Below are 24,538 nucleotides of genomic sequence, written 5' to 3' on the forward strand. Positions count from 1 at the left end.
TGTCTCACCGGCGAACACCTAGGAGCTCCCTGACCACGCGGCTCGCTTACTCCTCACCGCAGAGACTCCGTGTCGCACTCGGTGGTTCGCCGGGGAACCGGTCGGTGTCCGGGGAGTGTGAGGGACCGGCAGGTCCCTCGCCCGGGGTTTGGGGCGGAGCCCCAAGGAGCACAGCCCAAGCTTGGATCGCGCGGAGCGCGACGGTCTGGCGAGGCCCGGCTGAACTTCAGCTTCCGATTTCGAGGCGGACCATGGGCCGGTGCGGGCACCCCCAGTAGAGTGGCCCGTCATGGGCGTTCTCGTCGACTACTTCACGGCGGACTCCGAACAGTCCGCCCAGCTGGTCCTGTCCGACGGACCTGGGGCCGCGAACCTGCCGTATGCCGACTGCAAGGGATGGCTCGACGGACTCGACACGCTGGCAGCCGAGCTCAGCGGACGCGACCTCAGCGAGTTCGGTGACAGCGAGGTCGTCGCGGACGACGGTGAGTCGACGAGCGTGGATCGGGCGGCACCCGAGACCGTCGCCGCGCTCGCCGACACGGACGACGCGCGGTTGCGCGAGTACGCCGAGGAGGAACTGCTCGACGAGTTCGAGCTCGCACGCGTCACGGCTCTGCGGGATCTGGCCCGCGAGGCGGTACGGCTCAACCAGGGGATGTATCGCTGGACGTGCGTCTGAACGCCTCGAACAGCTCTTCGCGGAGCGCGGGCGGAAGCTTCCGGCCCATGTCCGACGGGCTCACCAGCGCCTGGTCGTCGTTCTGCTCCAGGGCCGTGCCCGCGAGGAACTCCAGGCTGGAGCGGGCCGTCGCCCGGTGACGGAGGTCCGGCCAGCGCTCCACCAGGGGCAGCACCGCCTCCACCCGGTCGCCGATCCGGTCGAGGAGCGCGTAGCCGGGCAGGCCGGGCAGGCGTTGGGCCTGGAGGTCGATGTGGTGGAAGGCGACGTAGTCGAGCTCCGCGCCGGTGAAGTCGTTGCCGGTGAACTCATTGCGGTCTCTGCCCAGCGCGGCCCGGTGGCCGACCGGTCGGCCCCAGAAGTTGACGTTCCGCACGCGACCACGGAAAACGCAGTCGACGAACTCGGCTTCGAACGTGGACGTCTGACCGTTCAGCCGTGACCGGTCGAACACGCATCTCTCGAACCGGACGTTGCCGAAGAGGGTGAGGGGTGCGAAGCGGGTGCGCCGGAACACGCAATCGCGGAAGACCGACTGCGGCCGGCTAGAACCGCCCCACCGCCTTCCCTGGCGGGTGATGCCCGTCGACAGTTGTTCGAAGACGACGTCGGAGAAGTCGCATCTTTCGAACTCGCCGCCGTGGACGTTGAAGTCGGTGAACCGCGTTCCGGAGAAGTCCACGTCTGCCAGTCGTGTCCGGTCGAAGGTCACACCGGACACTCCCGGGGGCAGGTCGAACCGCTGGTCGCGGAGCTCTCCGCGAACGATCCACGCGGGCTGCCACTCTTCCGGGCTCGCCTGAAGGCTGAACCGCTCGAACGCGCTCACGTCGGCCGCCTGCCGCGGCTGGGATCAGGACGCGTGTCCGAAGAGCGTCTGATCGTGGCGGGAGGAGCGGCGGGGGTGGGGTCCTCTGAGACGAGGAGATCGTGCATGCGCGGAGTCTCGCAGCTCGGTCCGACAAACGGCTGACCGAGCCGACGTTCGGACGGTGCGGTCGCCGGGCACCAAGAGCCTGTCAGGTCGCATCCGGCGGAATGCCCCGGACGCGATCCCTGACCGGCTCCCGGCCGTCATTCCATGTATTCCACGATGCCGTTCGTCAGTACGGGGCGGCCGTCTCCCCCGGTGCCCTCGACCGCGACGCGCACCAGCCCGTCCTCCCGGCTCACCACGGTTCCCCGGATGCTCAGGGTGTCACCGACGACGAGCATGCCGGCGAAGCGGCAGCTGATCCGCCGGATCTTCTCGGCGGATCCGGCCCAGCGCGCTGCGGCGGTGGCGACGAGCCCCATTTCGAGCATTCCGTGCGCGATTCGGCCCGGGAGACCCGCGGCCCGTGCGAAACCCTCGTCGAGGTGGATGGGGTTGTGATCCCCCGAAGCGGCGGCGTAACGGCGAACGTCGTCCGCGGTGATGGGGAAGGTCTCGGTCTTCACCGTGTCCGTCACGACCGCACCGCCATCACCGCTCGCGCCACACAGACCCGATCGCCGTCCTGGTCGATCGCCACACTCTCGACGGTCAGGAACCGCAGGCTCCCCTTCTGAACGTCGGAGATCACCCGCGATCGCGCCGTGACCGTGTCTCCGACTCGCGGGTGACGGTCCCACACGATGTCCTGCTCACCGTGGAGCAATCGGGCCGGGTCGATCGCCAACGACGCGTCGGCGAGCATCTGGTGGATTCCATGCCGGATGGCGTACACCGCCGCGAAGGTCGGCGGAACGCCCGCGTCCGGATCCGCCTTCACGGCCTCGGAGAACCGTCTGACGTCGTCGGCCTCGATGCGTGTCGTGACCGGCGGGTACGCGCTCGGCTCAGCCATGGACCAACACCTGCGCGGCGCAGACGCCACCGGCTCCCAGAAGGTGACACATGCCCACCTTGTCGCCGCCGGAGGTGAGCCTCCGAACCGTCTCCACGATCTGCGCGAGCCCTGTCGGGGCACCCGGGTGACCCCTCGCGATGAGGCCGCCGTCGGTGGAGAACTCCGGAAGGCCGAAGCGACCGCGCGACCCCGGTCCGAAGGCTCCCTGCTCGACGAGACTCTCCGCCTCTCCGGGGGCGATGAAGCCGAGCAGCTCGTAGTAGATCAGTTCTTCGATGGCGAATCCGTCATGGATCTGGACCACGTCGATCGCGTCCGTCGTGACATCCGCCCGCTCGATCGCGGCAGCCGCGGTCGCGCGGCTCAACTCGGGCGGGCCGCCGATGGCCCCTTCCAGAAGCTGGTCGGGTGCGTACCGCGCGGTGGTGAGCGCGCTCGACGCGACCCGTACCGCGGGCGTCGCCCCCGAGGGCCGGGAGGAGAACACCACGGCCGACGCCCCCTCACACCAGGGGGTCACCATCTTGGAGGTGAGCGGATCCGCCACCATCCGCGATTTCAGGATCATGTCCACGGTGACCGGCTCGGGAGAGCGTCGGGCCGCGAACGGGTTCGATCGGGCGTAGTTCCAGTTCTTGGCGGCCACCATGGCCAGATGCTCAGGAGTCGTTCCGTGGGTCTCCATCCGCTCCCGCGCGGTGAGAGCGAACGACACGACCGGCGACAGGTGGCCCTCACCGGCGATGATCTGCGCGGTCGGAACGTCGGTCTCCGGCGCGTCATAGGCCACCGCCAGGACGACGTCGGCTCGCCCCGTCCGAACCGCCTCGAACGCCTCGTGGACGAGACAGAGCCCGGTCGCCGAGGCGTTCGACACGTGCTGGATCGGTACACCGGTCAGCCCGAGTTCCCTGCCCACGTAGACCGGCCGCGGACTCAAGGGGTGCGCGGTACCGCCGAGCAACAGTTCGACCTGGTCGAATGTGAGACCGGCGGCGGCGAGCGCGTCCGTTGCCGCCCCGGTCGCCAGTTTCACGCCGGTGCCCACGCCGTGCCGGCCGAAAGCCGTGGTCGCCGCACCCGCGACATACACATCACGCACGGAAGAACCTCACCTCCTCGTCGGCCTCCACACCCACGTAGCGTTCGCCGTAGGCATGGGCCTCGTCACTGAGCAGGACCTGCAGACGCGGCCCCGCGTCCAGAACCACCAGGCCGTACTGCTCGCCGTCCGAGACGGTCCAGCCCACCAGGGTGCCGACGCCCGGGATGCCGGTTTCCGTGCACCGGCGCAGCGATCCGTCGGCCGCGTAGGTTCGCGGTGGAATGTAGATCTCCCCCGTCTCGTCGTCGCGAGAGGCGCTCAGCAGTGCGGGCTCGCGGCTCATCGCGCCGCCGCCCGGAACTGCTCGGCGCGCTTCTGGGTGCGCTCGACCATCTCGAATGCCGGCACCACGAGGTTGCCGCCGTCAGGCCACAGCTCCGGCGCCCTGGTGTCCAGGTCCGACAGTGTCCAGACGCCGCCGTTGGTCACCTCCGCGCTGACCGTCCAGGGCGCGTACCGGCGAATCAGGTCTCCCTCGACACCGAACACCGAGCCGGACGGCGCCGGACAGTCCGGCGCCGCGAGCCACACGACGAAGGGGGCGACGTTCTCCGGCGCGTAGAAGTCGAAGCCGTCGTCGGTGGGGCGGGCGACCACTTCCTTCGCGCCCGGCGAGTTCTCGGTGAGCCGGGTCCGCGCCCCGGGGGCGATGGCGTAACTGCGGACGCCGTAGCGGCCGTGAAGTTCCAGGTGCCCGTTGATGACCATGGAGGCGATGCCCGCCTTCGCGGCGGTGTAGTTGAACTGCCCGATGTTGCCGTGCAGGCCCGCGATACTCGTCGTCTGGATCAGAGCACGGTCGCGAACCTCACCCTGCTTCACGCGCCCGCGCCAGTACCTGGCGGCGGCCTGGGAGGTGAGGAAGTGGCCGCGCAGGTGAACCGCCATGACGTCGTCGAAGTCCGCCGCCGACATCGAGACGAGCATGGCGTCGCGCAGGATGCCGGCGTTGTTGACGACCACGTCGAGATCACCGAACCGTTCGACCGCCAGATCGATGAGCGCCCGGGCGCCGTCCTCGTCGGCGATGTCGTGTGCCGAGGCGACCGCGACGCCGCCCAGCGCCTCGATGTCCCGGACGACCTGCGCCGCCGGCGAGAGCCCGGCGGTGCCGTCCAGGTCGACGCCGAGGTCGTTCACGACCACGGCCGCGCCCGAGGCGGCGGCGGAGCGCGCGTATGCGGCACCGAGCCCCCTGCCCGCGCCGGTCACGATCACGACACGCCCGTTCAGGCGTCCCGGGACGGTCTCCACGTCCGGTGTGGTCATCAGTGCTGCCTCCTGAGTCGTTCGGTGGATGTGTGTCACGAGGGTCGGGGTTCGCGCGGCAGTTTGAGGACCTGCTCTGCCAGCGTGTTGAGTTGGATCTCGGTCGTGCCGCCGCCGATGGAGAACGCCGGCGCCTTCAACAGCGCGGCGGCCGCTTCGGCACCGCCCGGAGAGTCCGCTTCGGCACCGCCCGGAGAGTCCGGGAGCCACGCGGTCGAGTCCTGGCCGGTGATGAACGCCGCGAGTTCCGCCGCGTCCGCGATGAACTGGGCTTCCACCAACTTCGTCGCCGAACCCAGGGTCGGGGGAGACTGCCCGGCGTCGACCTCCTGCGCGATGCGCAGGCGGAGGGCCTCCGCGCCCCGGTACAGGCTCCGCAACGACACGAGCCGGGACGCCACCTCGGGGTCGTCCAGGAGGCCGCGGTCGGCGGCCATGTCCCGGACCTGTTCCCACTGGAGGGTGTTCGAGCTCCGCATGGTGACTCCGACCGAGATCCGCTCGCGGCCCATCATCCATGTGAGTACGCGCCAGCCGTCACCGTCCTCGCCGAGGAGGGCGTCCGCGGGCAGCCGTACGCCGTCCAGCCAGACCTCGTTGAACTCGGCCTCCCCGGTGATCTGCCGCAGCGGTTCGACCCTGATTCCAGGGCTGTCCATCGGCACGACGAACATGCTCAGCCCCTTGTGCTTGGACGCGTGGGGCTGCGTGCGGGCCAGGAGGATCGCGAAGTCGGCGATCTGGGCGACCGAGGTCCAGATCTTGTGGCCGTGGATCACCCAGGCGCCGTCCTCGTCGCGATCCGCGCGGGTCCGGACGGCGGCCAGGTCGGAACCGGCGTCAGGTTCCGACCAGAGCTGGCACCAGACCTGCTCGCCTCGCAGCGTCGCCCGGCAGTGCCGGCCGCGCTGCTCATCGTCGCCGAACTCCGCCACCGCGGGCCCGCACACGTTCAGGGCGATCGTCAGATCCGAAGTCGGGACGTCGAATTCCTGCGCGACGGTGTCGAAGGCACGCTGATGCTCGCGCCCCAGACCGCGCCCGCCCGCTTCGAGGGGCCAGGTGAGTCCCGCCAGCCCGGCGTCGGACAGGGCCCGCTGGAACCGGCGGGCCTCCGCGATCGGGGCGGCCGCCTCCTTTCCGCCGCGGGGGCGCGCGTGCTCACGCATGAAGGCGGTCACGGCATCACGAAAGGCGTCGAGATCGATCACGACAGTGACTCCTCCAGCTCGTGCTGCCAGCCACGCTGACCGCCGAAGAACATGCGGGCCGCTCGCGCCCGCCGGTAGTGCAGGTGGGCGGGGTGCTCCCAGGTGAACCCGATCCCGCCGAGAACGCCGATCACGTCCCATGTGTTGGACACCGCCGCGGTGGCGGCACTCCGGGCGGCCTCAAGTGCCGCCTGCCTGGCGGCGGTGGTCTCGCCCTCGCTCGCGATGGTCCATGCGGCCAGCCTGGTCAACGACCTGGCCGTCTCCACGGCCACGAGCATCCGCGCGCAGCGGTGCTTGACCGCCTGGAACGACCCGACCGGACGGCCGAACTGGACCCGCTGCCCGGCGTGCTCGACGGCGGCGTCGAGCGCCCAGCCTGCCGTGCCGACCAGCTCGGCCGCCAGACAGGCGTACGCGGTCGCCCCCAGAGGTGTCCTCGGTGCCGGTCCCAGGCATCGCCCGGGTGCCTCGTTCAGCGAGACGGCCGCCGGTAGGCGGGTGAGGTCGAGTCCCTCCAGCCGTCGGCGCCGCACGCCGGCTCGGTCCAGCTCGATCAGGACGAGTTGCGGTCCGCCGCCGGCGTCGGCGACCAGAAGCAGGTCGTCGGCCAACCGGCCGTCCAGGACGATGTCGAGGTCACCGGTCACGACGACGGAGTCCGAACCGGCGCGCCGCCCCACGTCGAACTCGCCGCTCTCGGCGAACGCGACGATCCTGCGACCGGCGACGATCTCGTCGCGCACGTGAGCGGCCGCCTCGGACCCGACCCTGGAGAGCAGGGGAATCACCACCGCGGCCTGGCTCAGCAGTGGCACCGGAAGGAGCCGGCGCCCCCACTCCTCCGCGAGCACGCAGAGATCGACGGCGGTGCCGGCGTCGGCCTCGCCCGACGCGGCGAAGCCGATGAACCCGAGATCTCGATCGAGCCCGCGCCACAACTCCCGGACGGCCTCGGCCTCCGGCGGACCGCTCCGCAGGATCTGCTCCGGCTCCCAGCGCGCACCGGCCGCCTGGCCGGCCACGTCGGCCAACGCGTACTGCTCCGCGGAAAGTCTCAAGACCGGAGCCGTGCCACCACTGGTGCTCTCGTCTACCACGGTTGTAACCTTGCTTGCGCGCAAGCAAGTTGTCAATATGAGGAGGACACTGCATGGCGCACTGGGACATCAGCCGCTCCATCGCTCACTGGGCCATGGTCAAACCGTCCGCACCGGCGATCGTGTGCGGCGACGCCGAGATATCGTGGGAGGACTTCGACCGAGAGGTCGACGCCTTCGCCGCTCGACTGGTCGCCGGCGGCGTGCGGTTCGGCGATCGGGTCGCCTGCCTGATGGGCAACAGAGCCGAGTACTACTTCGTCTTCTTCGCGGTGGCGCGGATCGGCGCGGTGTTCGTGCCGGTGAACTCCTCGTTCACCCCACCGGAGGTGGCGTTCGTCGTCGGCGACGCCGGGGCGACCGCGCTGGTCACGGAGTCCGTGTACCGCGAACAGGCCGCGAAGAGCAGCCCCCCGGGCGTGATCCTGGATGTCGACGACCTCGACGACGTCGCACCCGCCGGCGCGCGGACGATGGCGGACATCCCGCGACCCGGCTTCGACGACATGGTCGCGATCCTTTACACCTCCGGCACCACCGGGAAGCCCAAGGGCGCCACGTTCACGCACGCCAACTTCTACTTCACCGCCCAGACGCTGACCTCGTCGTTCGGATTCGTGCCCGAGGATCGGCACCTGGTGAACTCGCCGTTGCACTTCACCGGCGGCCTGCTGACCCTCAGTCAGGCTCCGGTGCTCACCGGCGGCACGATCGTGCTGACGACCTTCACCACGGCGGCGGACACGATCGAGCTCATCCGCAGGCACCGGGTCACGATCTACCTTTCCGTCCCGGCGATCCTCACCCTCATCGCCCACGACCCGTCGTTCAGTCCGGAGGCGGTGCGGACCCTGCGCGTCGTGAGCGCCGGCTCCGCACCGCTCCCGCTTCCGTTGATCACCACCTACAGCGAGCTGGGGGTGGCGCTCGGACAGGCCTACGCGCTCACCGAGGGCGGCGGGATGAGCACCATCCTCCTGCCCGACGACGTCGAGACCAGGATCGGCTCGGCCGGTCGCAGCACGCTCTACACCGAGGTCCGGGTGGTCGGCCCCGACGGCGACGCGGCGGCTCCCGGCGAAGTCGGCGAGATCCAGCAGCGGGGCCCGACGGTGACCGCGGGGTACTGGAACAACGACGAGGCCAACGCCGAACTCTTCGCTCCCGGCGGCTGGATCCGTACCGGCGACCTCGGGACCATGGACGAGCACGGTTACCTGACCGTCGTCGGCCGCAGCAAGGACGTCGTCATCGCCGGCGGGGTCAATGTCTATCCGGCGGAAGTCGAGTCCGTGCTCTCGGGTCACCCCGCGCTCGCGGAGGTCGCCGTGATCGGCCTGCCGCACGAGGTCTACGGCGAGACGGTGACGGCGGTCGTCTCGCTCCGGCCCGGGATGGCCGCGCCGACGATCGAGGAGCTGCATGATTACTGCGCCGATCGCCTCGCGGCTTACAAGATCCCTCGCCTGCTCCATGTGGTCGACCGCCTGCCGCGCACGGCGTCGGGCAAGGTCCGGAAGATCGACCTGCGCGTGACGAGGTGAGATCGGAGGTCGTCCACCGGTCTGGTCGCGTCCTCGCAGTCGTGGGAGGTCTCCCGGTCTGCGAGGACGGCGGCCGGGTGACGCGGCCGGGTGACACAGCAGGTGACACGATGGGGCGCCCCGGCGGGGTGCCACGTCGATCAGACCGGCGCGTTGACACCGGATATCCTTCGGATCCGTGAGCCCAAGCAGAGGACCCAACCGCCGCGAGCAGATCCTCGCCGAAGCGCAACGTCTCTTCGCCGAGCGCGGATTCCGGGAGGCGACACTGGAGGACGTCGCGGTCACGCTCGGGGTCAAACGACAAGCCCTCTATCACTACTTCAGCTCAAAGGACGAGATCCTCTGGGAACTCACCGAGCGTGCGGGCGCCCTCATCAAGGAGGCGACCGACAGTATTTTTGAACGGGACATCCCGCCCGCCGACAAACTCGCGGCACTGGTCGAAGCACACGTCCGTCTGGTCCTCACCGACGCGGACCTGTTCCGGGTCCAGTTCGAGGAGATGGGGCGGCTTCCCGGGGAGCGCGGCGAGGCGCTGCGCCGGCAGCAGAACGACTACGTCCAACGGGTGGCCTCGGTCATCCGGGAAGGACAGGGCGACGACAGTTTCGTCGGCGACCAGGCGACCTCCCAGGCGCTTCTCATCATCGGGATGTGCAACTGGACCCTCGCCTGGTTCGACGAACGCCGGTCCACCGTCGAGGCCGTGTCCGCCCTGGCCGCCCGCTCAGCCGTCGGGGGCGTGCTCAACCGCTGAATCGCAGAAGGGTGTCATGGAGGCCCCACGCTTCACGCTCCGCCAGCTGGAGATCTTCCTCGCCGTCGCCCGCACCGGAAACATCAGCCGGGCCGCGGAGTCGCTGCACTGCTCACCGTCGGCGATATCCGCCAGCGTCACCGAGCTGGAGCGGTCGGTGCACGCCCGGCTGTGCGTGCGTAAGAAGTCCCGGGGCGTGGTCCTGACCCCTCAGGGCCGCCTGATGCGGACCCTCGCTCAGCAACTGCTCGCCGATGCCGCGGAAGTGGCCAGCACCTTGGACGACAGCTCGGGTGAACTGGCCGGGGTACTCAGGCTGGGGTGTTACACACCTCTCGCCGCGTCGTTCCTCCCTCCGCTGCTGCAGGGCTTCGGCAACCTGCACCCGAAAGTCGCCATCGAGCTCTTCGAGGGTTCGCAGGACGACCTGGCCGCTCAGATGCTGGCCGGGGAGGTCGACGTGTCCCTGGTCTACGAGTCGCCCGGTGACAGCGACCTGGAGTGGGTTCACCTGCTCTCCCGGCGCCCCTACGTGCTGGTGGCGGAGGACCATCGGCTGGCGTCCCGTACGACCGTGGCCCTGCCGGAGCTGGCCGACGACCCCCTCATCCTGCTGGACCTTCCGCCCAGCGGGCACTACACGATGGCGTGGTTCCGTCAGTGCGGGCTACGGCCGAACGTGCGATGGCGAACGCACGACATCGAACTGGTCCGTGCCCTGGTCGGCAGTGGCCTCGGTTACGCGGTCATGCTCCAGCGCCAGCGGCACAACCACTCGCTGGACGGTGCGCCGCTGCACGCTCTGGAGATCGACCCGCCGGTGCACCCGGTCGAGGTCTTCCTCGTGCACCGTCGCGGTCGCGCCACACCGCGCCGCGTCCGGGCGTTCATCGACTTCGCCCGCGAGCGGCTGGCCACCCCGCCCGAGTGGACCGGCGCGGTCGCCGTTACGGAGAAACCCCCGTCAGGAGGGAAGCAGTGACTTCAGCGGGACGCCGACATCGGCGGCGGCCTCCGGGGTAACGCGGACGCGGCGCGCGAGCAGGGATCGCGCGGCCATGTGGTCGGCGGGCGCGTTGATCGACTCGACGATCGTCAGCTCGCCGTCCTCGAAGCAGAGGAAACTCATCTTGGAGTCGTGGTGGCGCCTGACGACGACGTCGGCGTCAGCCGCGTCCCCGACGCCCGCGATCTGCAACTTCGCCGAGCCCTGATGCGACCAGAACCACGGAACCGAGTCGTACGGCGAGCCCTCGCCCCCGCCTCCCCGGACGGCGGAGACGACGTTGGCAGCCACACAGCGCGCCTGGTCCGTGGCGTTCTGTACCGACTCCAGCCTCGTCGGTGAGCCGGAGTGAACACACGGGAAGCGTGCGCAGTCGCCCACCGCCCAGATCGACGGATCGCCGGTCCGCAGGGAGGCGTCGACGACGATCCCGTTGTCGACGGCCAGCCCCGCCCGTTCGGCCAGCTCGACGTTGGGAGTCGCCCCGACGCCGACGAGAACCGCGTCGCAGGGGATCTCCTGCCCCCGCGTGGTCACGACACCGGAGACGCGACCCCGGTTTCCCGACATCCGCGCCAAGCCCGTCCGCAGGCGGACGTCGACACCGCACCGCAGATGGAAATCCGTCAGCCATTCCGAGGCCTGGGGCGTGACGGCGCGCTCCAGAACCCGGGGAGCGGCCTCCAGTACGGTCACGCTCAGGCCGTGCCTCACCGCCGCTCCGGCCACCTCAAGGCCGATGAATCCCCCACCGACGACGACCACTCGACTCGCCCGGCGCAGCGTCGCCTGCAACGACGTGCCCTGGTCAAGCGTTCGCAGGGTGTGGACGCCGTCCAGCCGCGTCCCCGGAGCCGAGATCTCGCGGGCACGGGCGCCGGTGGCCAGAACGAGAGCCTCGTACGGGATCTCCTGCCCGCTGTCGAGGCCGACGGTCCGCGCGTCCCGATCGACGGCGGTTACGCGGACGCCGCCGAGCAGCGTGATGCGCCGGTCCCTGAAAAAGCCGATGGGCCGCAGCGGAAGGCATGCCTGCCCCAGGTCTTCTTCCAGCAGCGACTTGGACAGAGGGGGCCGCTGGTAGGGAAACGCGACTTCGTCGGTGATCACCGTGATGGGCATGTCGGCGTCCGCGGCTCGGATCGAGTCCGCGACCTGCACTCCTGCCTGGCCGCCCCCGACGACGACCACACCGGCGGCACTCGCGTCGCTCACAGCTGCGCCGCGGGGATGTCGACCTCGATGCCGTCGAGCCGGTCGTCAAGGATCAGCTGGCAGCCCAGACGGCTCCGCCCGGTCCGCTCGGCGACCGTGCCTTCGAGCATCTCGTCCTCGTCCTCCTCCATGCCGGGCAGCCGGTCGAGGTCGATCTCGCGCACGTACACGTGGCAGGTGGCGCACATGGCGTTCCCGCCGCACTCACCGACGATGCCCGGCACGTTGTTGGTCACGGCGGCGTGCATCACCGAGACGGGACGTACGGTGGTCACGGTGATCGAGGTGCCGTCCGGCTCGTGAAAGGTCACTTCGGGCATGGTCGTCGCCTTCCGATTGCGTTCTTACTCGGTCCACAGCAGGGGGAGGCTCAGCGGCCCGCGGAACACCCAGCCGCCCGCCGTCGGCGGGTTGTCCGGGTCCAGCCGCAGGTCGTGGAACGCGTCGAGAAACGCCGGCACGGCGTGGCCGGCGACCATCGCGCGCGCCACCCACGAACCGGCACAGAAGTGAGGGCCGTTGCCGAACGCCAGATGCGGCTTCTTCTCCCGGCGTATGTCGAACCCGTCCGGATCCTCGACGTGGGCGGGGTCCCGGTTGGCGGCCCCGACCACGACGGCCAGGCCGCTGCCGGCGGGAATCCGGTACCCGTCCAGAACCGTCTCGGTCGTCGTGGTGCGCACGTACATCGCCAGCGGCGACACCCATCGCGCGGCCTCGTCGAAGACGTCGTTCCAGCGGGACGGCTCGGCGAGCACGAGATCACGCTGGTCCGGATGGTCGAGAAGCGCCCACACGATCATCCCCATCAGGTCGCGTGGCTCGTTGAGCCCTCCGGAGATGGCGAGCTTGATGTTGGCGCAGACCGACTCGAACGGCTGACCCGAGTTCACGACGTGCGACAGGAGCGTCTCGTTCGGCTCGGCCACAAGGGCGCCCCGGAGCTCACGGATCGCCTCGTCGACCTCCGCGGAAGAGCGCTCGGCACGAGCCCAGACCGCCGGGTCGTCGGGGTAGTTTCCGGCACCGTCGATGAGATCCTGGCTCCAGCGACGCAGGTCGTCGGAGGTGGCGTTGGCAAAGCCGATGACCCGTCTCAGGTTCTCGCCCGCGAGGGGTGCGGCGAACCCGGTGTGGAAGTCGGCACCGGGCCCCAAGGCCCTGAATCGTTCCACCGCCTCACGGGTCGTCTCGGCGAAGACGGCGTTCCACGTCTGCGCGATCGCCTTGGGCTTGAGCACGTTGCCGTAGCTCCTCCGCTCGGCGGTGTGCTGGTCGCCGTCCTTACGGATCATCGAATGGCCCATGCTGCGGCGCTGCAGGGAGCCCGGGTCGTCGCTGGAGAACGTCTCCGGATCCATCTCGACCTGGCGGCAGGCCTCGTAGCCGATGACGAGGTAGCGCCCGATCGCAGGGAACCGGTGCACGGAGGCCCGCCGATGTAGCCGCCTGTAGATCGGGAACGGGTCGTCGTAGAGCTCCTCGAGCGTGACATCGGCGTCCGTCACGGGTGGCGGGGTCGCCCCGGTCAACGCGGTCATCTGGTCTCCCAAGCACGAGGCGGGCGCAGTCCCGCATGTGTCAGCTCAACACGGTCGCCCACCGACTTCCCCAGGTCAAACGCAGAAATCTGCCTCAATAATGCAATCGAATCGCAGAACGCCGCCGTCCTTGCGCCGGAGGCCGATACGCACCTACTGTCCCCAGTCATCGGTCACCCGCGACCGATCATGATCCACTTTTGGGAAGGCGGGTTCCCGATGTCCGAACAAGTCCACCCTGAGCGGGCGTCGTCCACGCTCGAGTTCGATCCGCACGATCCGTCGATCACGGCGTCGAACCTGCACGAAATCTACGACGACCTCCGGAGCGGATGCCCGGTCAGCCGCGGCAGCAAGTACGGCGGCTACTGGCTGCTCACACGCTACGACGATGTTCGTGCGGCCGCGTTGGACGCCGACACGTTCTCCTCCGCCCACGGCGTGTACCTCCCCGCCGTCTCCGAGGAGCGGTTCCCGCTTCTCGAAATGGACGACCCCGAGCACCGCGCGTACCGCAAGGTGCTCGCGTCGAGGTTCAACAACATGGTCGCCAAGCGGTGGGAGCCCCGCATCCGCGAGATCGTCAACGAACTCGTCGACTCCTTCGTCGACCGCGGGGAAGCCGACCTCGTCGCCGACTTCGCCGAACCGCTTCCCCTCACCGTGATCGGGGAGGTCTTCGGCCTGAGCCCGGAGAACCGGGCACAGGTACGCAAGGACGCCTTCGATTTCCTGGCGTGCGCGAGTGGCTCCCCGGACGCGGCGGAGGCTCTGGAGCGGATGCTGTCCCGCTGGGAACGCCTGGCCGCCGAGCGCCGTGAGGAACCCGCCGACGACCTGCTCACCAGCCTCACCCAGGCGAACTTCGGGGAGTGGGACGGTTCTGACCGATTGATCGCCCGGCTGATGTTCACCCTGTCCTTCGGCGGTCATGACACCACGATCCTCGTCTTGGGCAGCATGTTGCTGCACCTCGCGCGCAATCCGGAACAGCGCCGTCAGCTGATCGACGATCCGTCCCTGATTCCGGCCGCCGTGGAGGAGCTGCTGCGTCTTTACGCGCCTCTCCACAACTTCCGGCGCGACGCGACCCGCGACACCACCGTCGGGGGGCGGGAGATCCAGGCCGGAGACCCCGTACTGCTCGGCTGGGGGGCCGCGAACCGGGACCCGGAGAAGTTCCCCGACCCGGCGAAGGCCGATTTCACCCGCCCGAACGCCCGCGACCATCTCACCTTCGGCGCGGGGACCCACGCGTGCATCGGCCAGTTCATCGCCCGCGTCGAACTCGTCACCGCCCTCGACGTCGTCCTGGCCCGTCTCGGTGAGTACGAACTCGCCGGCGAACCGACGGTGACCGGCCTCACCGGCGGCGGACACCACCACGGGGTCGAACATCTCCCCGTCCGCTTCACCGCGGGACCCCGATGACCGTCGGCGACGCGTCGCCGGGCTTTCAAACGGGCCGTGTCGTCCGTGCCGCCGGTAATTCCGTTGCCGTCGCCCCCGTCCACCGGCAATGTCGGAGACGTGATCGAACTACGCGCCCTGGAACCGGACGACTGGCCGATATGGCGGGAGCTGCGGCTGACGGCGCTCACCGAGGCGGCGTACGCCTTCGGGTCGACGCTGGCGGAGTGGCAGGGAGACGGCGACCGTGAGGAACGCTGGCGGGGGCGTCTGAGGATTCCCGGCTCGCACAACGTCGTCGCGCTCCTCGACGGCTGGCCGGTCGGGATGGTCAGCGGCCTCCCTGCCGAGGAGGCGGACAGTGTGGAGTTGATCTCCATGTGGGTCGGTCCCGCAGCCCGAGGTCAGGGGGTGGGAGACCTCCTGATCGGAGAGGTCGAGCGGTGGGCCGCGCAGCGGGGGGCCACGACGTTGCGGTTGGCGGTGGTGCCGGACAACGACAGGGCCGTCGCGCTCTACAGGCGCCACGGCTTCGAGGACACCGGCGAGCCGGGCGATCTCCTGGCCGACGGTGTGAGCCGGGAACTGATCATGGCGAAGGTCCCGAACAGCGCGTGACGGCGACGACACCCTGACCGGCGGGCCTCGTCGGGCAGACCGGGCCCCGGGGACCGGCCCTGCCGAGCGGACTCGGCGAGGCCCATGCGGGCGGGCCGCACCTCAACGCTCGGTGATCCACGGAACGGAACCCGGGGTTTCGGCCCCTGGCCGTGACCGGAAGTGGCGGGTGTGCCGTGATTCCCTTCGGGGATCTTGTTATCGCACGACGATGGGGGCATGCCGGGACGCGTTCTCCAGTGGGCGGGCGTCGCCCTGTTCGTCTGTGCCGTGGCCGGGATGGTCCGCTACTTCACCCGGGTCGACCTGGGGACGGCTGACCAGGCGGCCAGTGTGCTGGGCGCGTTCGTCGGCGTGGCCGGTCTCGCCCTGGCGATCCACGGGACGTTCGCCGCCCGCCGTACCGGTCCGTCGCCGCCGGCCACCGAGGAGACCGTTCAGGCGGCGAAGAGGACTCTCGGCCTCCTGGTGGCCGAGCAGTGGCGGCGGGAGGCGACGATCCGCTCCCTGGGCGACCCGCGGCCGATCCCCGTCTCCTGGCGGCTCGCCGGCGACGCGGGCCTGATGGACCACCCCCACCTGGTCGGACCTGAGCCGCTCACCTTCACCGCCTCCAGCGGCCGGATCCCCGAACTGGCCGAGAGCTTTCGCGCCCTGAGCCGGCGGCGGCTGATCGTCACCGGCGGGCCGGGCAGCGGCAAGACCACCCTGGCCGTGCAACTGCTGCTGGAACTCCTCGACTCCGCCACCCCGGACGAACCGGTGCCGGTGCTGGTGACCCTCAACGGCTGGGACACCACCGCCCATCCCCGGCTGCACGACTGGCTGGCCGTACGGCTGGCCCGGGACTACCCCGCGCTGACCGCCCCGGCCTTCGGCCCCGACGTCGCGAAGGTTTTGGTGGGCCAGGGGCACGTACTGCCCTTCCTGGACGGTCTGGACGAGCTGCCCGAGCAGCGGCGCGTCGCGGTGATCGGGGCGTTGAACGGCTCGCTGTCCGACCGGGACGGGCTGGTGCTGACCAGCCGGACCGACGAGCTGGCCGCCGCCGTACGGCAGGCCGGGGACGTGCTGACCGCCGCGGCCGTCATCGCCCCGCGCCCCCTCACCCCCGCCATGGCCGTCCGCTACCTGCGCACCTGCCTGCCGCCGCGCCCCCGCCACGACTGGGAGCCCGTCTTCGCCGCCCTGACCGGCGGTACCGCGCCCGCCCTGACCGAGGCCGCCTCGACCGCGCTGGGACTGTGGCTGATCCGCACCGTCTACGTCGTCCCCGCCGCCGATCCCGCCCCGCTCGTCGGCCCGCCGGCCGAGGACACCGTCCGGCTGCGGGCGCACCTGCTGGACCGGCTGATCCCCGCCGCCATCGGCTCCCGGCCGCCCACCCATGATCCGGCCGAGCACTTCCGCCCCCGCCGCCCCTGGGCCGCCGACCGAACTCGTGACCACCTGGTCTACCTGGCCCGGCTGCTGACCGCCGACGACACCCGCGACCTGGCCTGGTGGCACCTGGCCCGGCACACCGGCATCGGACGGTTCCGCACCGGGTTCCTGATCGGATCGATGACCGCGATGGCCGCCTGGCTCGTGATCGGGTTCGTGGGCCGGTTCGTCTACGGGGCCGTGTTCGGGATGGGGTGGCTCACACACAACGTCCGGGAATGGCTCCTGAGCGACGCCCTGTTCGGGCTCGTGTTCGGGCTCGTGTTCGCGTTCAAGATCAAGGATTGGAGTCGTGAGGCGCCGGGCTTCACCCGGTTTCCCCTGTCCGGCGGGGTCCGCCTTCCCGGCCGGCCCCGGAGGGGGTTCGCCGCCAGGTTCTTCAGGGGGGCCGCGGCCGGATTCGCGGCCGGGGCGATCGCCGGGCCCGTCTACGGGTCCGCATCCGTTCCCGCGTACGTGTTCGTTTCCGGCCCCAGAGCCTGGCTGCTGTTCGGGCTCGTCCTCGGCCTCGTGTTCGGGCTCGTGTCCGGCCTGGTGTACGGGCTCGTGTCCGGAATAGCCGGACGGCTGGAGGCGCCCGCCACGGCCGGGACCGCCGGCACCCCGCTGTCGAGCCTGCGCGGTGACCGCGCCCTCAACCTCGTCCGCCTCGTCGCACTCGGGCTCGTGTTCGGCCTCCTGTTCGGGCTCGCCTACGCGCTCCTGCCCGACGCCATACCCAGACAGGCGCTGGGACACCCCCTCGGAGACACGCACAGGTTCGTGTTCGGGCTCGTGAGCACGTTGGGGATCGCGCTCATGTTCGGGTCCCTGTTCGCCCTCGCGGTGGGAGAACACCACGCGTGGGTGGCCTATCTGATCGCCACCCACCGGCTCGCGCGCCGTCGCCTCCTGCCCCGCGGCCTGATGTCCTTTCTGGACGACGCGCACCGGCTGGGTCTGCTGCGGACGGTGGGCCCCATCTGGCAGTTCCGCCACGCCGAACTCCAGGACCACCTCGCCTCGGCCCCCGGGGACGGGGAAGGCGACCGGCGGAGGTTTCCGGCCGCCTTCCCCGCCCCCGGATCCGTGCCGTTCAGGAGGCCCTGAAACCGTGACGGACCGCGTTCAGGAGGCCCTGAGGCCGTGGCGGTAGGCCCGGGGGGAGCAGCCGTACGTCTCCCGGAAGACCCGGCTGAAGTAGGAGGAGTCGGAGAAGCCCCAGTGGGCGCCGACCTCGCCGACGGCCCTGCCGCCGAGCCGGGGGTCGGACAGGTCGCGGCGGCAGCGTTCCAGGCGGCGTTGCCTGACCCAGCGGGCCACCGAGGTGCCCTGCCGGGCGAACAGTTTGTACAGATAACGGGTGGAGATGTGGTGCGCCGCGGCGATCGCCTCCGGCGACAGGTCGGGGTCGCCCAGGTGGTCGTCGATGTAGGCGCGGATGCGGGGCAGGAGACCGTCTCGGGGGCCTGCCGAGGCGGAGACGATGCCGGTGACGGTGTCCTGCACGACATCCCTCAGACGCTCCACGGTGGCGGCGTCCGCCATCAGGTGCCGTGGCAGTACGAGCACCAGCATCTCGACGTCGTCGGCGGAGACGTACGTCACCGACACCGTCTCGTCCATCAGGAGACGTACTCCCCGTTGGGCGGTTCCTCGCGGACCCTGTCACGGACGGACAGGTGTTCGTGGGCGCCGGCCATGCGGCCTCCTTGGTGCGGGGGTTTCCCTCACGCTAAGGAGCCGTGCGAGGGTTTCCCTCACACTAAGGAGCCACTGACCTGAGCAGACAGGGACTGAATCTGGCCAGGATGGTACTTTTCCCGGATCTCCCGGCGGAAGTGCCCCGGTGTCACACCCGCCTCCCGCTTGAAGAACCGGCCGAAGTAGGAGACGTCCTCGAACGCCAGCGACCTGGCGATCTGCGCGATCGACAGGTCGCTCTGGGCGAGCAGCCGCTTGGCCTCCAGGGTGAGGGCGTCCCGGATGATCTCGCCGGGACTGCGGCCCGTCGCCTCCCTGACCGTCTCGGCCAGATGCCCCGAGGTGACGCCCAGCCGGTCGGCGTAGGCCCTCACCGAGCGGACGTCGACCACGTGCCGGGCGACCAGCCGGGTGAAGGCCCGGGCCAGGACCGACGAGCGCGTGCCCCGTCCGCCGCCGCCGCACGCCTCCACCAGCCGCCCGCTGGTGACCAGCAGGATCTGCAGGTACGACTGGAGCATCGAGGCGAACCCCGGCCCCCGCCCCCGGTACTCCTCGCACATCCGCGCGAGCAGCGTGGTCATCCGGACCGCGTCGTCGCCCGTCAGGCTCAGCTCGTTGTGTTCGCTGAGCCCGTGGAAGAAGGGCGGTTCCTCCTGCCAGAGCAGGAACTCCTCGGTGAACAGGACCAGGGTGCCCTGCATGGGCACGTCGTAGTTCCAGTGGTGGACCTGCCCCGGCGCGATGAAGTACATCGTGCCGGGGCGGATGGGAGTCGATCTGAAGTCGACCGTGTGCGTGCCGCTTCCCGCGCTCACGTAGAGGACCTCGTAGAACACGTGGCGGTGCGGGAAGGCCGCCCGCGACCACGATCCCATCTCGTCGAAGGTGCCGACCGCGAAGGGCGAGAGCCCCATCGGTACCGGCACCTCGATCTCGTGCATCGGCAGCACCTGGTTCACACCTCCGAACGCGGAAACCGGACTTGAGACACTCAAGACGTGGCGAGGTTGATTCCGGGCTCGTCGATGGGCTTGAGGCCGTACCCTCCCAGGATCTTGTCGAGGGTGCCGTCGGCCTTGAGCTCCTTCAGCGCGACGAGAAGGGCGTCGGCGAGGGCCTTGTCCTTCTTGGCGACGAACATGCCCACGTAGGTCGGCGCGAAGCCCTCGGCCACGATCGCCACGGGCGAGCCCTGGCTGATGGCGTACTTGGCGGTCTCGGCGACCAGGACCTCCACGTCGACCCGGCCCGAACGCAGCGCCAGGTCGGAGTCCTGGGCGGTCGGGAACTCCACCGCCTGCGCGGCGGGCTTGCCGCCGTCGGTGCACTGCTTGGAGGCGTCCTTGACGACCTGCACGTCGGTGGTGCCCCGGATCGCCGCGACCTTCTTGCCGCAGACGTCGTCGAGCGACTTGATCGTCGCCGCCTTGTCCTTGCTGGTCACCAGGACCTGCGAGGACTCCATGTAGTCGACGAAGTAACCGAGCTTCTGCCGCTCCACTGTGTCGGAGATGCCGTCGTCCGCCATGTCGTACCGCCCGCCCGCGACACCCGGCAGCAGCGCCTCCCAGGCCACGTTCTGGATGTTGTACTTCAGGCCGAGCTTGGCGGCGACCGCCTTGCCGACGTCGGGGGTGATGCCGCCGGTGATGTTGTTGGCCTCGTCGGTCAGCAGGTAGGGCAGGTTCGGCAGGGTGGTGCCGACGTTGATGACGCCCGCCTGCCTGATCCGGTCGGGCACGCCGTCCGCCGCGGCGGACGACCCCGCGGCCGGAGCCTCCGAAGCCCCTGCGGACGGCGCGGCCGGTGCCGCGGACGGCGACGCGGCGGGCGTCGAGGTGCCGCACCCGGCGAGTACGGCCACCGCGATGACCAGGACGGAACCACGAGTGATGACTGACATGTCGCTCCTTGCTGCCTTTACGGAGCCCTCAGGACTTCTCGTCCTCAGGGCTTCGACGCCCTGAGGGCTTGACGCCCCGAAGACTTCGGTGCCCCGAGGACTGCGGTGTCCTCAGGGCCGTACAGAGCCCCGAAGGGCCTTACAGGACGCGGGCCAGGAACGCGGCGGTGCGCTCCGACGCGGGCGAACGCAGTACCTGCTTCGCCGGGCCCTGCTCTTCGATGACGCCTCCGTCGAGGAACACCACGGTGTCCCCCACCTCCTGCGCGAACCCCACCTCGTGCGTGACGACGAGCATGGTCATGCCCTGACCGGCCAGGTCGCGCATGACCCCGAGGACCTCGCCGACCAGCTCCGGGTCCAGCGCGCTCGTCGGCTCGTCGAACAACAGCACCGACGGGTCCATCGCCAGCGCGCGGGCGATCGCCACCCGCTGCTGCTGGCCGCCGGACAGCTGCGCGGGACGCTTGTCCGCGTGCGCGGCCAGCCCCACCCGCGCCAGCAGTTCCTCCGCCCGTTTCCTGACCGCCTCCCGGTCACGCCGCAGGACCGTCACCGGGCCGAGCATGACGTTCTCCAGCGCGCTGAGGTGCGCGAACAGGTTGAACTGCTGGAAGACCATGCCCATCCGGCGGCGGGTCATGGCCAGCCGCTTCGGCGACGACTCGACCAGCCTGCCGTCGCGCGGCTCGTACCCGACGAGTTCGCCGTCGACGGCGACCAGCCCCGCGTCGACCGTCTCCAGGTGCGCGATGCAGCGCAGCAGCGTGCTCTTGCCGCCGCCGGAGGGGCCGAGGAAGCAGACCACCTCTCCCGGCGTGACGTCCAGGTCGATGCCGCGCAGTACCGGCGTGTCGCCGTAGGACTTGCGCAGGCCCCGTACGCTCACCGCGCCCTTCATCGCAGACCCCGTTCCAGGTAGTGCTGGCCGATCGAGGCCAGGCTGACCAGCGCCAGGTACCACAGGGAGGCGACCAGAAGCAGGGCGATGACCTGGTAGTTCTGGCCGTAGATCTGCTGGGCGCGGGTCAGCAGGTCGCCGCCGCCGATGACCGAGACCATCGAGGTGCCCTTGAGGATGAGGATGAACTGGTTGCCGAGCGCGGGCAGGATCACCCGTACGGCCTGCGGCACGACGATCCGTCTCGACGCCTGCCCCGGCGTCATGCCGATCATGAGTGCGGCGTCCACCTGGCCGCGCGGGATCGCCAGGAAACCGCCCCGGATGATCTCCGCCATGTAGGCGGCCTCGTGCAGGGCCAGGCCGAACAGCGCCGCGACGAACGGGGTGATGAGGGTGTTGGCCTCGCCGTACCAGCCGAGGGAGGTGCCGGGGATCCCGATGCCGATCCTGGGGAACAGCAGGGCGAGGTTGAACCAGAAGACCAGCTGCACCAGCAGCGGCGTGCCCCGGAAGAACCAGACGTAGGCGGCGTAGGCCGCGCTGAGCACCGGGTTGCCCGACTGTCTCATCAGGGCCAGCAGCATCCCGATGAGCAGGCCGAGCAGCAGGGTGGAGACGGTGAGCAGCAGTGTCACGCCGACCCCGCTGAGAACGGGTTCGGCGAACAGGTAGGATCCGATCACCTCCCAGTCCAGGTTGGGACTGGTGACGACGGTCCAGAGCAGCAGGGCGGTCACCGCCAGCAGCAGCGCGCCGAGCCCCCAGCGCGAACCCAGTCGCCGTCGCGGTGCGATGGGCATCTTCGAGAGTTCGTCGAGCACGCGACGACCGTAGGACCGCCCTCGGTGCCAAAGCTTGACGATGGCTGCACTCTTGTGGGATCTCCCGGCACAGATCCCACGCCCTACTTGATCATTCCGCCCGTTCGCCGGGTGCCGACGCGCCGTCGGTGACGGATCCCGGACTGTCGCAGCCGCCCGCTAGTGTCCTGTGACGAGGTACCCGCACAGAGTTCCCACAGAGTTTCCGGGGTACCGCGCAGAGTTTCCGGGGAGCGTACGGTGACCGTGGTCGCACAGCCGGGCCCGGCGGACGTGGAGGCCTCCGTCGAGCAGCTGGTCTACGTCCGCGACGACGAATACACCGTGGCGCGGGTGAGCGCCGAGAGCCTGGGCGGGTTCGTCGCCTCCGGCCGCGCGCTGGCCGGCGTGCAGCCCGGCGAGACCCTGCGGCTGACCGGCGAGTGGGACGAGCACCCGCGCCACGGCAGCCGCCTGCTGGTCAAACGGTGCGAGCGGGTGACCCCCTCCACCGTGCGCGCCATCACGCTCTACCTCGGCTCCGGCCTGATCCGCGGCATCGGGCCGCGACTCGCCCACGCCATCGTCAGCCACTTCGGCGAGCGGACGCTCACGGTCATCGACACCGAGCCCGAGCGTCTCAAAGAGGTCGTCAACATCGGCACCGTACGGCAGGCGCAGATCGTCGAGGCGTGGGCGGAACAGAAAGCGGTCGCCGCGCTGATGGTCGTCCTGCAGGGCTTCGGGATCAGCCCGCTGCTCGCCGCCAAGATCTACCAGGTGTACGGAAACGACTCGCGCGAGGTCCTGCGGTCCGATCCGTACCGGCTGATCGGCCAGGTCAGAGGGATCGCCTTCCACACCGCCGACCGGATCGCGCTGCGGTCGGGGATGCCCGAGCACAGCCCGCAGCGGATGAAGGCGGCGGTCCTCGACCGGCTGGAGACGGCCGCGGCCCGCGACGGGCACTGCTTCCTGCCGCTGCCCGCGCTCGTCGCCGCGGCGGCGGCCCTGGTCGAGCAGGAGGAGGAGCTGATCCGCCGGGCACTCGACGCGCTGACCGCCGAGCGCCAGGTGGTCGTCGAGGCGTCACCGGCCGACCCGGACCGGCCGGTGGTGTACGCCAAGGAGCAGCACGGCCGCGAGGTCGCGCTGGCGGCGCACCTGGCCAGGCTCTGGCAGGCCCCCTCCACGCTGCCGCTGCGGCCGTACGCCGAGGACGAGGAACTGCACGAGGACCAGCGGGCGGCTGTGAACCTGGTGCTGACCAGCACCGTGTCCGTCCTGACCGGCGGTCCGGGCTGCGGCAAGAGCCACACGGTGAAGGTGATCGCGGCGACCGTGCGGGCGATGGGCGGCACGGTGACCCTGACCGCGCCGACGGGCAAGGCCGCCAAACGTCTGTCGGAGCTCACCGGTCTGCCCGCCATGACCGTGCACCGGATGCTCGCCCGGCAGCCGGAGCCGGAGGAGGGCACGCTGTTCCAGCAGTCCCCCGCGGAGGCGGACCTGATCGTGGTCGACGAGGCGTCGATGCTGGACCTGCAGCTGGCCACCCGGCTGGCGGCGGCCGTACCGGCGGGCAGTCACCTGCTGCTGGTCGGCGACGGCGACCAGCTCCCCAGCATCGGGCCGGGCAGCGTGCTGGCCGACCTGCTCCACGTGCCGGAGATCCCGCGCATCCGGCTGACCCACGTCTTCCGGCAGGCGCAGGACAGCGGGATCGTCCAGGCCGCCCACCGGATCAGGGCGGGCGAGCTGCCCGCGTTGCCCGGCCGGGGCGGTTTCTGGTTCGAGGAGCTCGACGACCCGGGCCAGGTGGCCGAGCGGGTGGTCCACCTGGCGACGGAGGCCATTCCCCGCAAGCAGAACATCGGCCGCGACCAGGTCCAGGTGCTGTGCCCGATGCGCAGGGGCGCCACGGGCACCGCCGAACTCGGCCGCATGCTGCAGGAGCGGCTGAACCCCGCGCGCGAGGGCACGGACGAGCACTGGTCGGGGCCTGCGGTCTTCCGGGTGGGCGACCGCGTCATGCCGATCCGCAACAACTACGACAAGGGCGTCTTCAACGGGGAGATCGCCACGGTCACCGCGGTGAACACGCAGGACCGGCTGGTCGAGGTCCGCACCGACGACGGGGAGAGCGTGCGGTACGGCTTCGGCGAGCTGGACGAGCTGACCCACGCCTACGCGATCAGCGTGCACCGCTCCCAGGGCAGCGAGTACCCCTTCGTGGTGGCGCCGGTCGTGGCCGAGGCCGGAGGGGTGATGCTGCGCCGCCGGCTGCTGTACACCCTGGTCACCAGGGCGAAGGCATGGGTGGTCCTCGTCGGTCAGCGCGAGGCGCTGGAGCTGGCGGTGCACCGGCTCGGCCACCGCAGGAACACCGGCCTGGCCCTCCGGCTCGCCCTGAGCCTGGAGGGCTGACGGCGGGTGGGCCAGGCCAGCGGTTCCGTGACGAAGGGGTCCGCAGGGCGAAGGGGTCCGCGTGGCGGAGCTCCGTGGTGGG

24 protein-coding genes are annotated in these 24,538 nt (G+C 70.2%); 8 read left to right on the forward strand and 16 right to left on the reverse strand.

Features of this window, described 5'->3' with window-relative positions:
- Positions 1 to 289: 289 nt before the first annotated feature.
- Positions 290 to 682 carry a hypothetical protein gene (locus tag AB0N02_RS26295; RefSeq protein ID WP_363951566.1) on the forward strand — a complete coding sequence of 131 codons (393 nt, stop codon included), beginning with the start codon at positions 290 to 292 and terminating at the stop codon, positions 680 to 682.
- Here AB0N02_RS26295 and AB0N02_RS26300 read toward each other — a convergent pair.
- From AB0N02_RS26300 to AB0N02_RS26335, 8 genes are all read right to left on the reverse strand, one after another.
- Positions 648 to 1,511, reverse strand: coding sequence for a pentapeptide repeat-containing protein (locus AB0N02_RS26300; RefSeq protein WP_363951568.1), 864 nt, complete (start codon positions 1,509 to 1,511; stop codon positions 648 to 650). The two genes, AB0N02_RS26295 and AB0N02_RS26300, sit on opposite strands and share 35 nt — an antisense overlap.
- 245 nt (positions 1,512 to 1,756) lie before the next feature.
- The gene (locus AB0N02_RS26305) at positions 1,757 to 2,134 is read right to left on the reverse strand and encodes a MaoC/PaaZ C-terminal domain-containing protein (protein ID WP_363951571.1); all 378 of its coding nucleotides are present in this window, start codon (positions 2,132 to 2,134) and stop codon (positions 1,757 to 1,759) included.
- Positions 2,131 to 2,511, reverse strand: a complete 381-nt coding sequence (locus tag AB0N02_RS26310) for a MaoC family dehydratase N-terminal domain-containing protein (protein WP_363951573.1) — start codon at positions 2,509 to 2,511, stop codon at positions 2,131 to 2,133. The genes AB0N02_RS26305 and AB0N02_RS26310 overlap by 4 nt, the downstream gene beginning before the upstream one ends.
- Positions 2,504 to 3,616: a thiolase family protein gene (locus tag AB0N02_RS26315; RefSeq protein ID WP_363951575.1), complete on the reverse strand. Its 1,113-nt coding sequence runs from the start codon at positions 3,614 to 3,616 to the stop codon at positions 2,504 to 2,506. Before AB0N02_RS26315 ends, AB0N02_RS26310 begins: the two co-directional genes overlap by 8 nt.
- On the reverse strand, positions 3,609 to 3,902 hold the full coding sequence (locus tag AB0N02_RS26320) for a hypothetical protein (protein WP_363951577.1): 294 nt from the start codon (positions 3,900 to 3,902) through the stop codon (positions 3,609 to 3,611). The genes AB0N02_RS26315 and AB0N02_RS26320 overlap by 8 nt, the downstream gene beginning before the upstream one ends.
- Positions 3,899 to 4,888, reverse strand: a complete 990-nt coding sequence (locus AB0N02_RS26325) for an SDR family NAD(P)-dependent oxidoreductase (RefSeq protein WP_363951579.1) — start codon at positions 4,886 to 4,888, stop codon at positions 3,899 to 3,901. The genes AB0N02_RS26320 and AB0N02_RS26325 overlap by 4 nt, the downstream gene beginning before the upstream one ends.
- A gap of 35 nt (positions 4,889 to 4,923) precedes the next feature.
- A complete protein-coding gene (locus AB0N02_RS26330) occupies positions 4,924 to 6,099 on the reverse strand; it encodes an acyl-CoA dehydrogenase family protein (protein ID WP_363951581.1) in 1,176 nt (391 codons plus the stop codon).
- The gene (locus AB0N02_RS26335; RefSeq protein ID WP_363951584.1) at positions 6,096 to 7,160 is read right to left on the reverse strand and encodes an acyl-CoA dehydrogenase family protein; all 1,065 of its coding nucleotides are present in this window, start codon (positions 7,158 to 7,160) and stop codon (positions 6,096 to 6,098) included. Before AB0N02_RS26335 ends, AB0N02_RS26330 begins: the two co-directional genes overlap by 4 nt.
- A gap of 92 nt (positions 7,161 to 7,252) precedes the next feature.
- Between AB0N02_RS26335 and AB0N02_RS26340 the strand changes: the two genes are divergently transcribed.
- The 3 genes from AB0N02_RS26340 to AB0N02_RS26350 all read left to right on the forward strand — a co-directional run bounded on the left by AB0N02_RS26340 (position 7,253) and on the right by AB0N02_RS26350 (position 10,485).
- Positions 7,253 to 8,743: an AMP-binding protein gene (locus tag AB0N02_RS26340; RefSeq protein WP_363951587.1), complete on the forward strand. Its 1,491-nt coding sequence runs from the start codon at positions 7,253 to 7,255 to the stop codon at positions 8,741 to 8,743.
- Between the two features lie 178 nt (positions 8,744 to 8,921).
- The gene (locus AB0N02_RS26345) at positions 8,922 to 9,503 is read left to right on the forward strand and encodes a TetR/AcrR family transcriptional regulator (protein ID WP_363951590.1); all 582 of its coding nucleotides are present in this window, start codon (positions 8,922 to 8,924) and stop codon (positions 9,501 to 9,503) included.
- Positions 9,504 to 9,519: 16 nt separating this feature from the next.
- On the forward strand, positions 9,520 to 10,485 hold the full coding sequence (locus AB0N02_RS26350) for a LysR family transcriptional regulator (RefSeq protein WP_363951593.1): 966 nt from the start codon (positions 9,520 to 9,522) through the stop codon (positions 10,483 to 10,485).
- On the opposite strand, the gene AB0N02_RS26355 is transcribed toward AB0N02_RS26350, so the two are convergent.
- Genes AB0N02_RS26355 through AB0N02_RS26365 form a run of 3 tightly spaced genes read right to left on the reverse strand, consistent with a single transcriptional unit; the run spans position 10,468 to position 13,265 of the window.
- Positions 10,468 to 11,724 carry an FAD-dependent oxidoreductase gene (locus AB0N02_RS26355; protein WP_363951595.1) on the reverse strand — a complete coding sequence of 419 codons (1,257 nt, stop codon included), beginning with the start codon at positions 11,722 to 11,724 and terminating at the stop codon, positions 10,468 to 10,470. The two genes, AB0N02_RS26350 and AB0N02_RS26355, sit on opposite strands and share 18 nt — an antisense overlap.
- Positions 11,721 to 12,044 (reverse strand): 2Fe-2S iron-sulfur cluster-binding protein, encoded by a 324-nt coding sequence (locus AB0N02_RS26360; protein WP_363951598.1) that lies wholly within the window; start codon positions 12,042 to 12,044, stop codon positions 11,721 to 11,723. The genes AB0N02_RS26355 and AB0N02_RS26360 overlap by 4 nt, the downstream gene beginning before the upstream one ends.
- A gap of 24 nt (positions 12,045 to 12,068) precedes the next feature.
- The gene (locus AB0N02_RS26365) at positions 12,069 to 13,265 is read right to left on the reverse strand and encodes a cytochrome P450 (RefSeq protein WP_363951600.1); all 1,197 of its coding nucleotides are present in this window, start codon (positions 13,263 to 13,265) and stop codon (positions 12,069 to 12,071) included.
- 219 nt (positions 13,266 to 13,484) lie between these two features.
- On the opposite strand from AB0N02_RS26365, the gene AB0N02_RS26370 reads away from it, so the two are divergent.
- The 3 genes from AB0N02_RS26370 to AB0N02_RS26380 all read left to right on the forward strand — a co-directional run bounded on the left by AB0N02_RS26370 (position 13,485) and on the right by AB0N02_RS26380 (position 17,825).
- Complete coding sequence (locus AB0N02_RS26370) at positions 13,485 to 14,696, forward strand: cytochrome P450 (protein ID WP_363951603.1); 1,212 nt, start codon at positions 13,485 to 13,487, stop codon at positions 14,694 to 14,696.
- Between the two features lie 99 nt (positions 14,697 to 14,795).
- Positions 14,796 to 15,293, forward strand: coding sequence for a GNAT family N-acetyltransferase (locus AB0N02_RS26375; RefSeq protein ID WP_363951606.1), 498 nt, complete (start codon positions 14,796 to 14,798; stop codon positions 15,291 to 15,293).
- Between the two features lie 219 nt (positions 15,294 to 15,512).
- Positions 15,513 to 17,825 (forward strand): NACHT domain-containing protein, encoded by a 2,313-nt coding sequence (locus AB0N02_RS26380; RefSeq protein ID WP_363951609.1) that lies wholly within the window; start codon positions 15,513 to 15,515, stop codon positions 17,823 to 17,825.
- Between the two features lie 18 nt (positions 17,826 to 17,843).
- Here AB0N02_RS26380 and AB0N02_RS26385 read toward each other — a convergent pair whose 3' ends face one another.
- The 5 genes from AB0N02_RS26385 to AB0N02_RS26405 all read right to left on the reverse strand — a co-directional run bounded on the left by AB0N02_RS26385 (position 17,844) and on the right by AB0N02_RS26405 (position 22,050).
- Positions 17,844 to 18,341 carry a helix-turn-helix domain-containing protein gene (locus tag AB0N02_RS26385; protein WP_363951612.1) on the reverse strand — a complete coding sequence of 166 codons (498 nt, stop codon included), beginning with the start codon at positions 18,339 to 18,341 and terminating at the stop codon, positions 17,844 to 17,846.
- A gap of 134 nt (positions 18,342 to 18,475) precedes the next feature.
- Positions 18,476 to 19,363 (reverse strand): AraC family transcriptional regulator, encoded by an 888-nt coding sequence (locus AB0N02_RS26390; protein ID WP_363951614.1) that lies wholly within the window; start codon positions 19,361 to 19,363, stop codon positions 18,476 to 18,478.
- Between the two features lie 50 nt (positions 19,364 to 19,413).
- On the reverse strand, positions 19,414 to 20,325 hold the full coding sequence (locus tag AB0N02_RS26395) for an ABC transporter substrate-binding protein (RefSeq protein WP_363951616.1): 912 nt from the start codon (positions 20,323 to 20,325) through the stop codon (positions 19,414 to 19,416).
- A gap of 139 nt (positions 20,326 to 20,464) precedes the next feature.
- Positions 20,465 to 21,226, reverse strand: coding sequence for an amino acid ABC transporter ATP-binding protein (locus AB0N02_RS26400; protein WP_363951618.1), 762 nt, complete (start codon positions 21,224 to 21,226; stop codon positions 20,465 to 20,467).
- Entirely contained in the window at positions 21,223 to 22,050 is an 828-nt protein-coding gene (locus AB0N02_RS26405) for an amino acid ABC transporter permease (protein WP_363951620.1), read from the reverse strand. The genes AB0N02_RS26400 and AB0N02_RS26405 overlap by 4 nt, the downstream gene beginning before the upstream one ends.
- 240 nt (positions 22,051 to 22,290) lie before the next feature.
- Here AB0N02_RS26405 and AB0N02_RS26410 point away from each other — a divergent pair, with 240 nt between their 5' ends.
- Positions 22,291 to 24,456 carry an ATP-dependent RecD-like DNA helicase gene (locus AB0N02_RS26410; protein ID WP_363951623.1) on the forward strand — a complete coding sequence of 722 codons (2,166 nt, stop codon included), beginning with the start codon at positions 22,291 to 22,293 and terminating at the stop codon, positions 24,454 to 24,456.
- The last annotated feature ends 82 nt before the right edge of the window (positions 24,457 to 24,538 follow it).

This window comes from Streptosporangium sp. NPDC051022, assembly GCF_040683035.1.
GTDB lineage: Bacteria > Actinomycetota > Actinomycetes > Streptosporangiales > Streptosporangiaceae > Streptosporangium.

Coding starts and splice junctions, on each gene's coding strand:
- AB0N02_RS26310 (WP_363951573.1), bottom strand. CDS start 2,511: ATGGCTGAGCCGAGCGCGTACCCGCCGGTCACGACACGCATCGAGGCC.
- AB0N02_RS26325 (WP_363951579.1), bottom strand. CDS start 4,888: ATGACCACACCGGACGTGGAGACCGTCCCGGGACGCCTGAACGGGCGT.
- AB0N02_RS26350 (WP_363951593.1), top strand. CDS start 9,520: ATGGAGGCCCCACGCTTCACGCTCCGCCAGCTGGAGATCTTCCTCGCC.
- AB0N02_RS26360 (WP_363951598.1), bottom strand. CDS start 12,044: ATGCCCGAAGTGACCTTTCACGAGCCGGACGGCACCTCGATCACCGTG.
- AB0N02_RS26295 (WP_363951566.1), top strand. CDS start 290: ATGGGCGTTCTCGTCGACTACTTCACGGCGGACTCCGAACAGTCCGCC.
- AB0N02_RS26385 (WP_363951612.1), bottom strand. CDS start 18,341: ATGGACGAGACGGTGTCGGTGACGTACGTCTCCGCCGACGACGTCGAG.
- AB0N02_RS26370 (WP_363951603.1), top strand. CDS start 13,485: ATGTCCGAACAAGTCCACCCTGAGCGGGCGTCGTCCACGCTCGAGTTC.
- AB0N02_RS26320 (WP_363951577.1), bottom strand. CDS start 3,902: ATGAGCCGCGAGCCCGCACTGCTGAGCGCCTCTCGCGACGACGAGACG.
- AB0N02_RS26380 (WP_363951609.1), top strand. CDS start 15,513: ATGCCGGGACGCGTTCTCCAGTGGGCGGGCGTCGCCCTGTTCGTCTGT.
- AB0N02_RS26400 (WP_363951618.1), bottom strand. CDS start 21,226: ATGAAGGGCGCGGTGAGCGTACGGGGCCTGCGCAAGTCCTACGGCGAC.
- AB0N02_RS26365 (WP_363951600.1), bottom strand. CDS start 13,265: ATGACCGCGTTGACCGGGGCGACCCCGCCACCCGTGACGGACGCCGAT.
- AB0N02_RS26395 (WP_363951616.1), bottom strand. CDS start 20,325: ATGTCAGTCATCACTCGTGGTTCCGTCCTGGTCATCGCGGTGGCCGTA.
- AB0N02_RS26340 (WP_363951587.1), top strand. CDS start 7,253: ATGGCGCACTGGGACATCAGCCGCTCCATCGCTCACTGGGCCATGGTC.
- AB0N02_RS26390 (WP_363951614.1), bottom strand. CDS start 19,363: ATGCACGAGATCGAGGTGCCGGTACCGATGGGGCTCTCGCCCTTCGCG.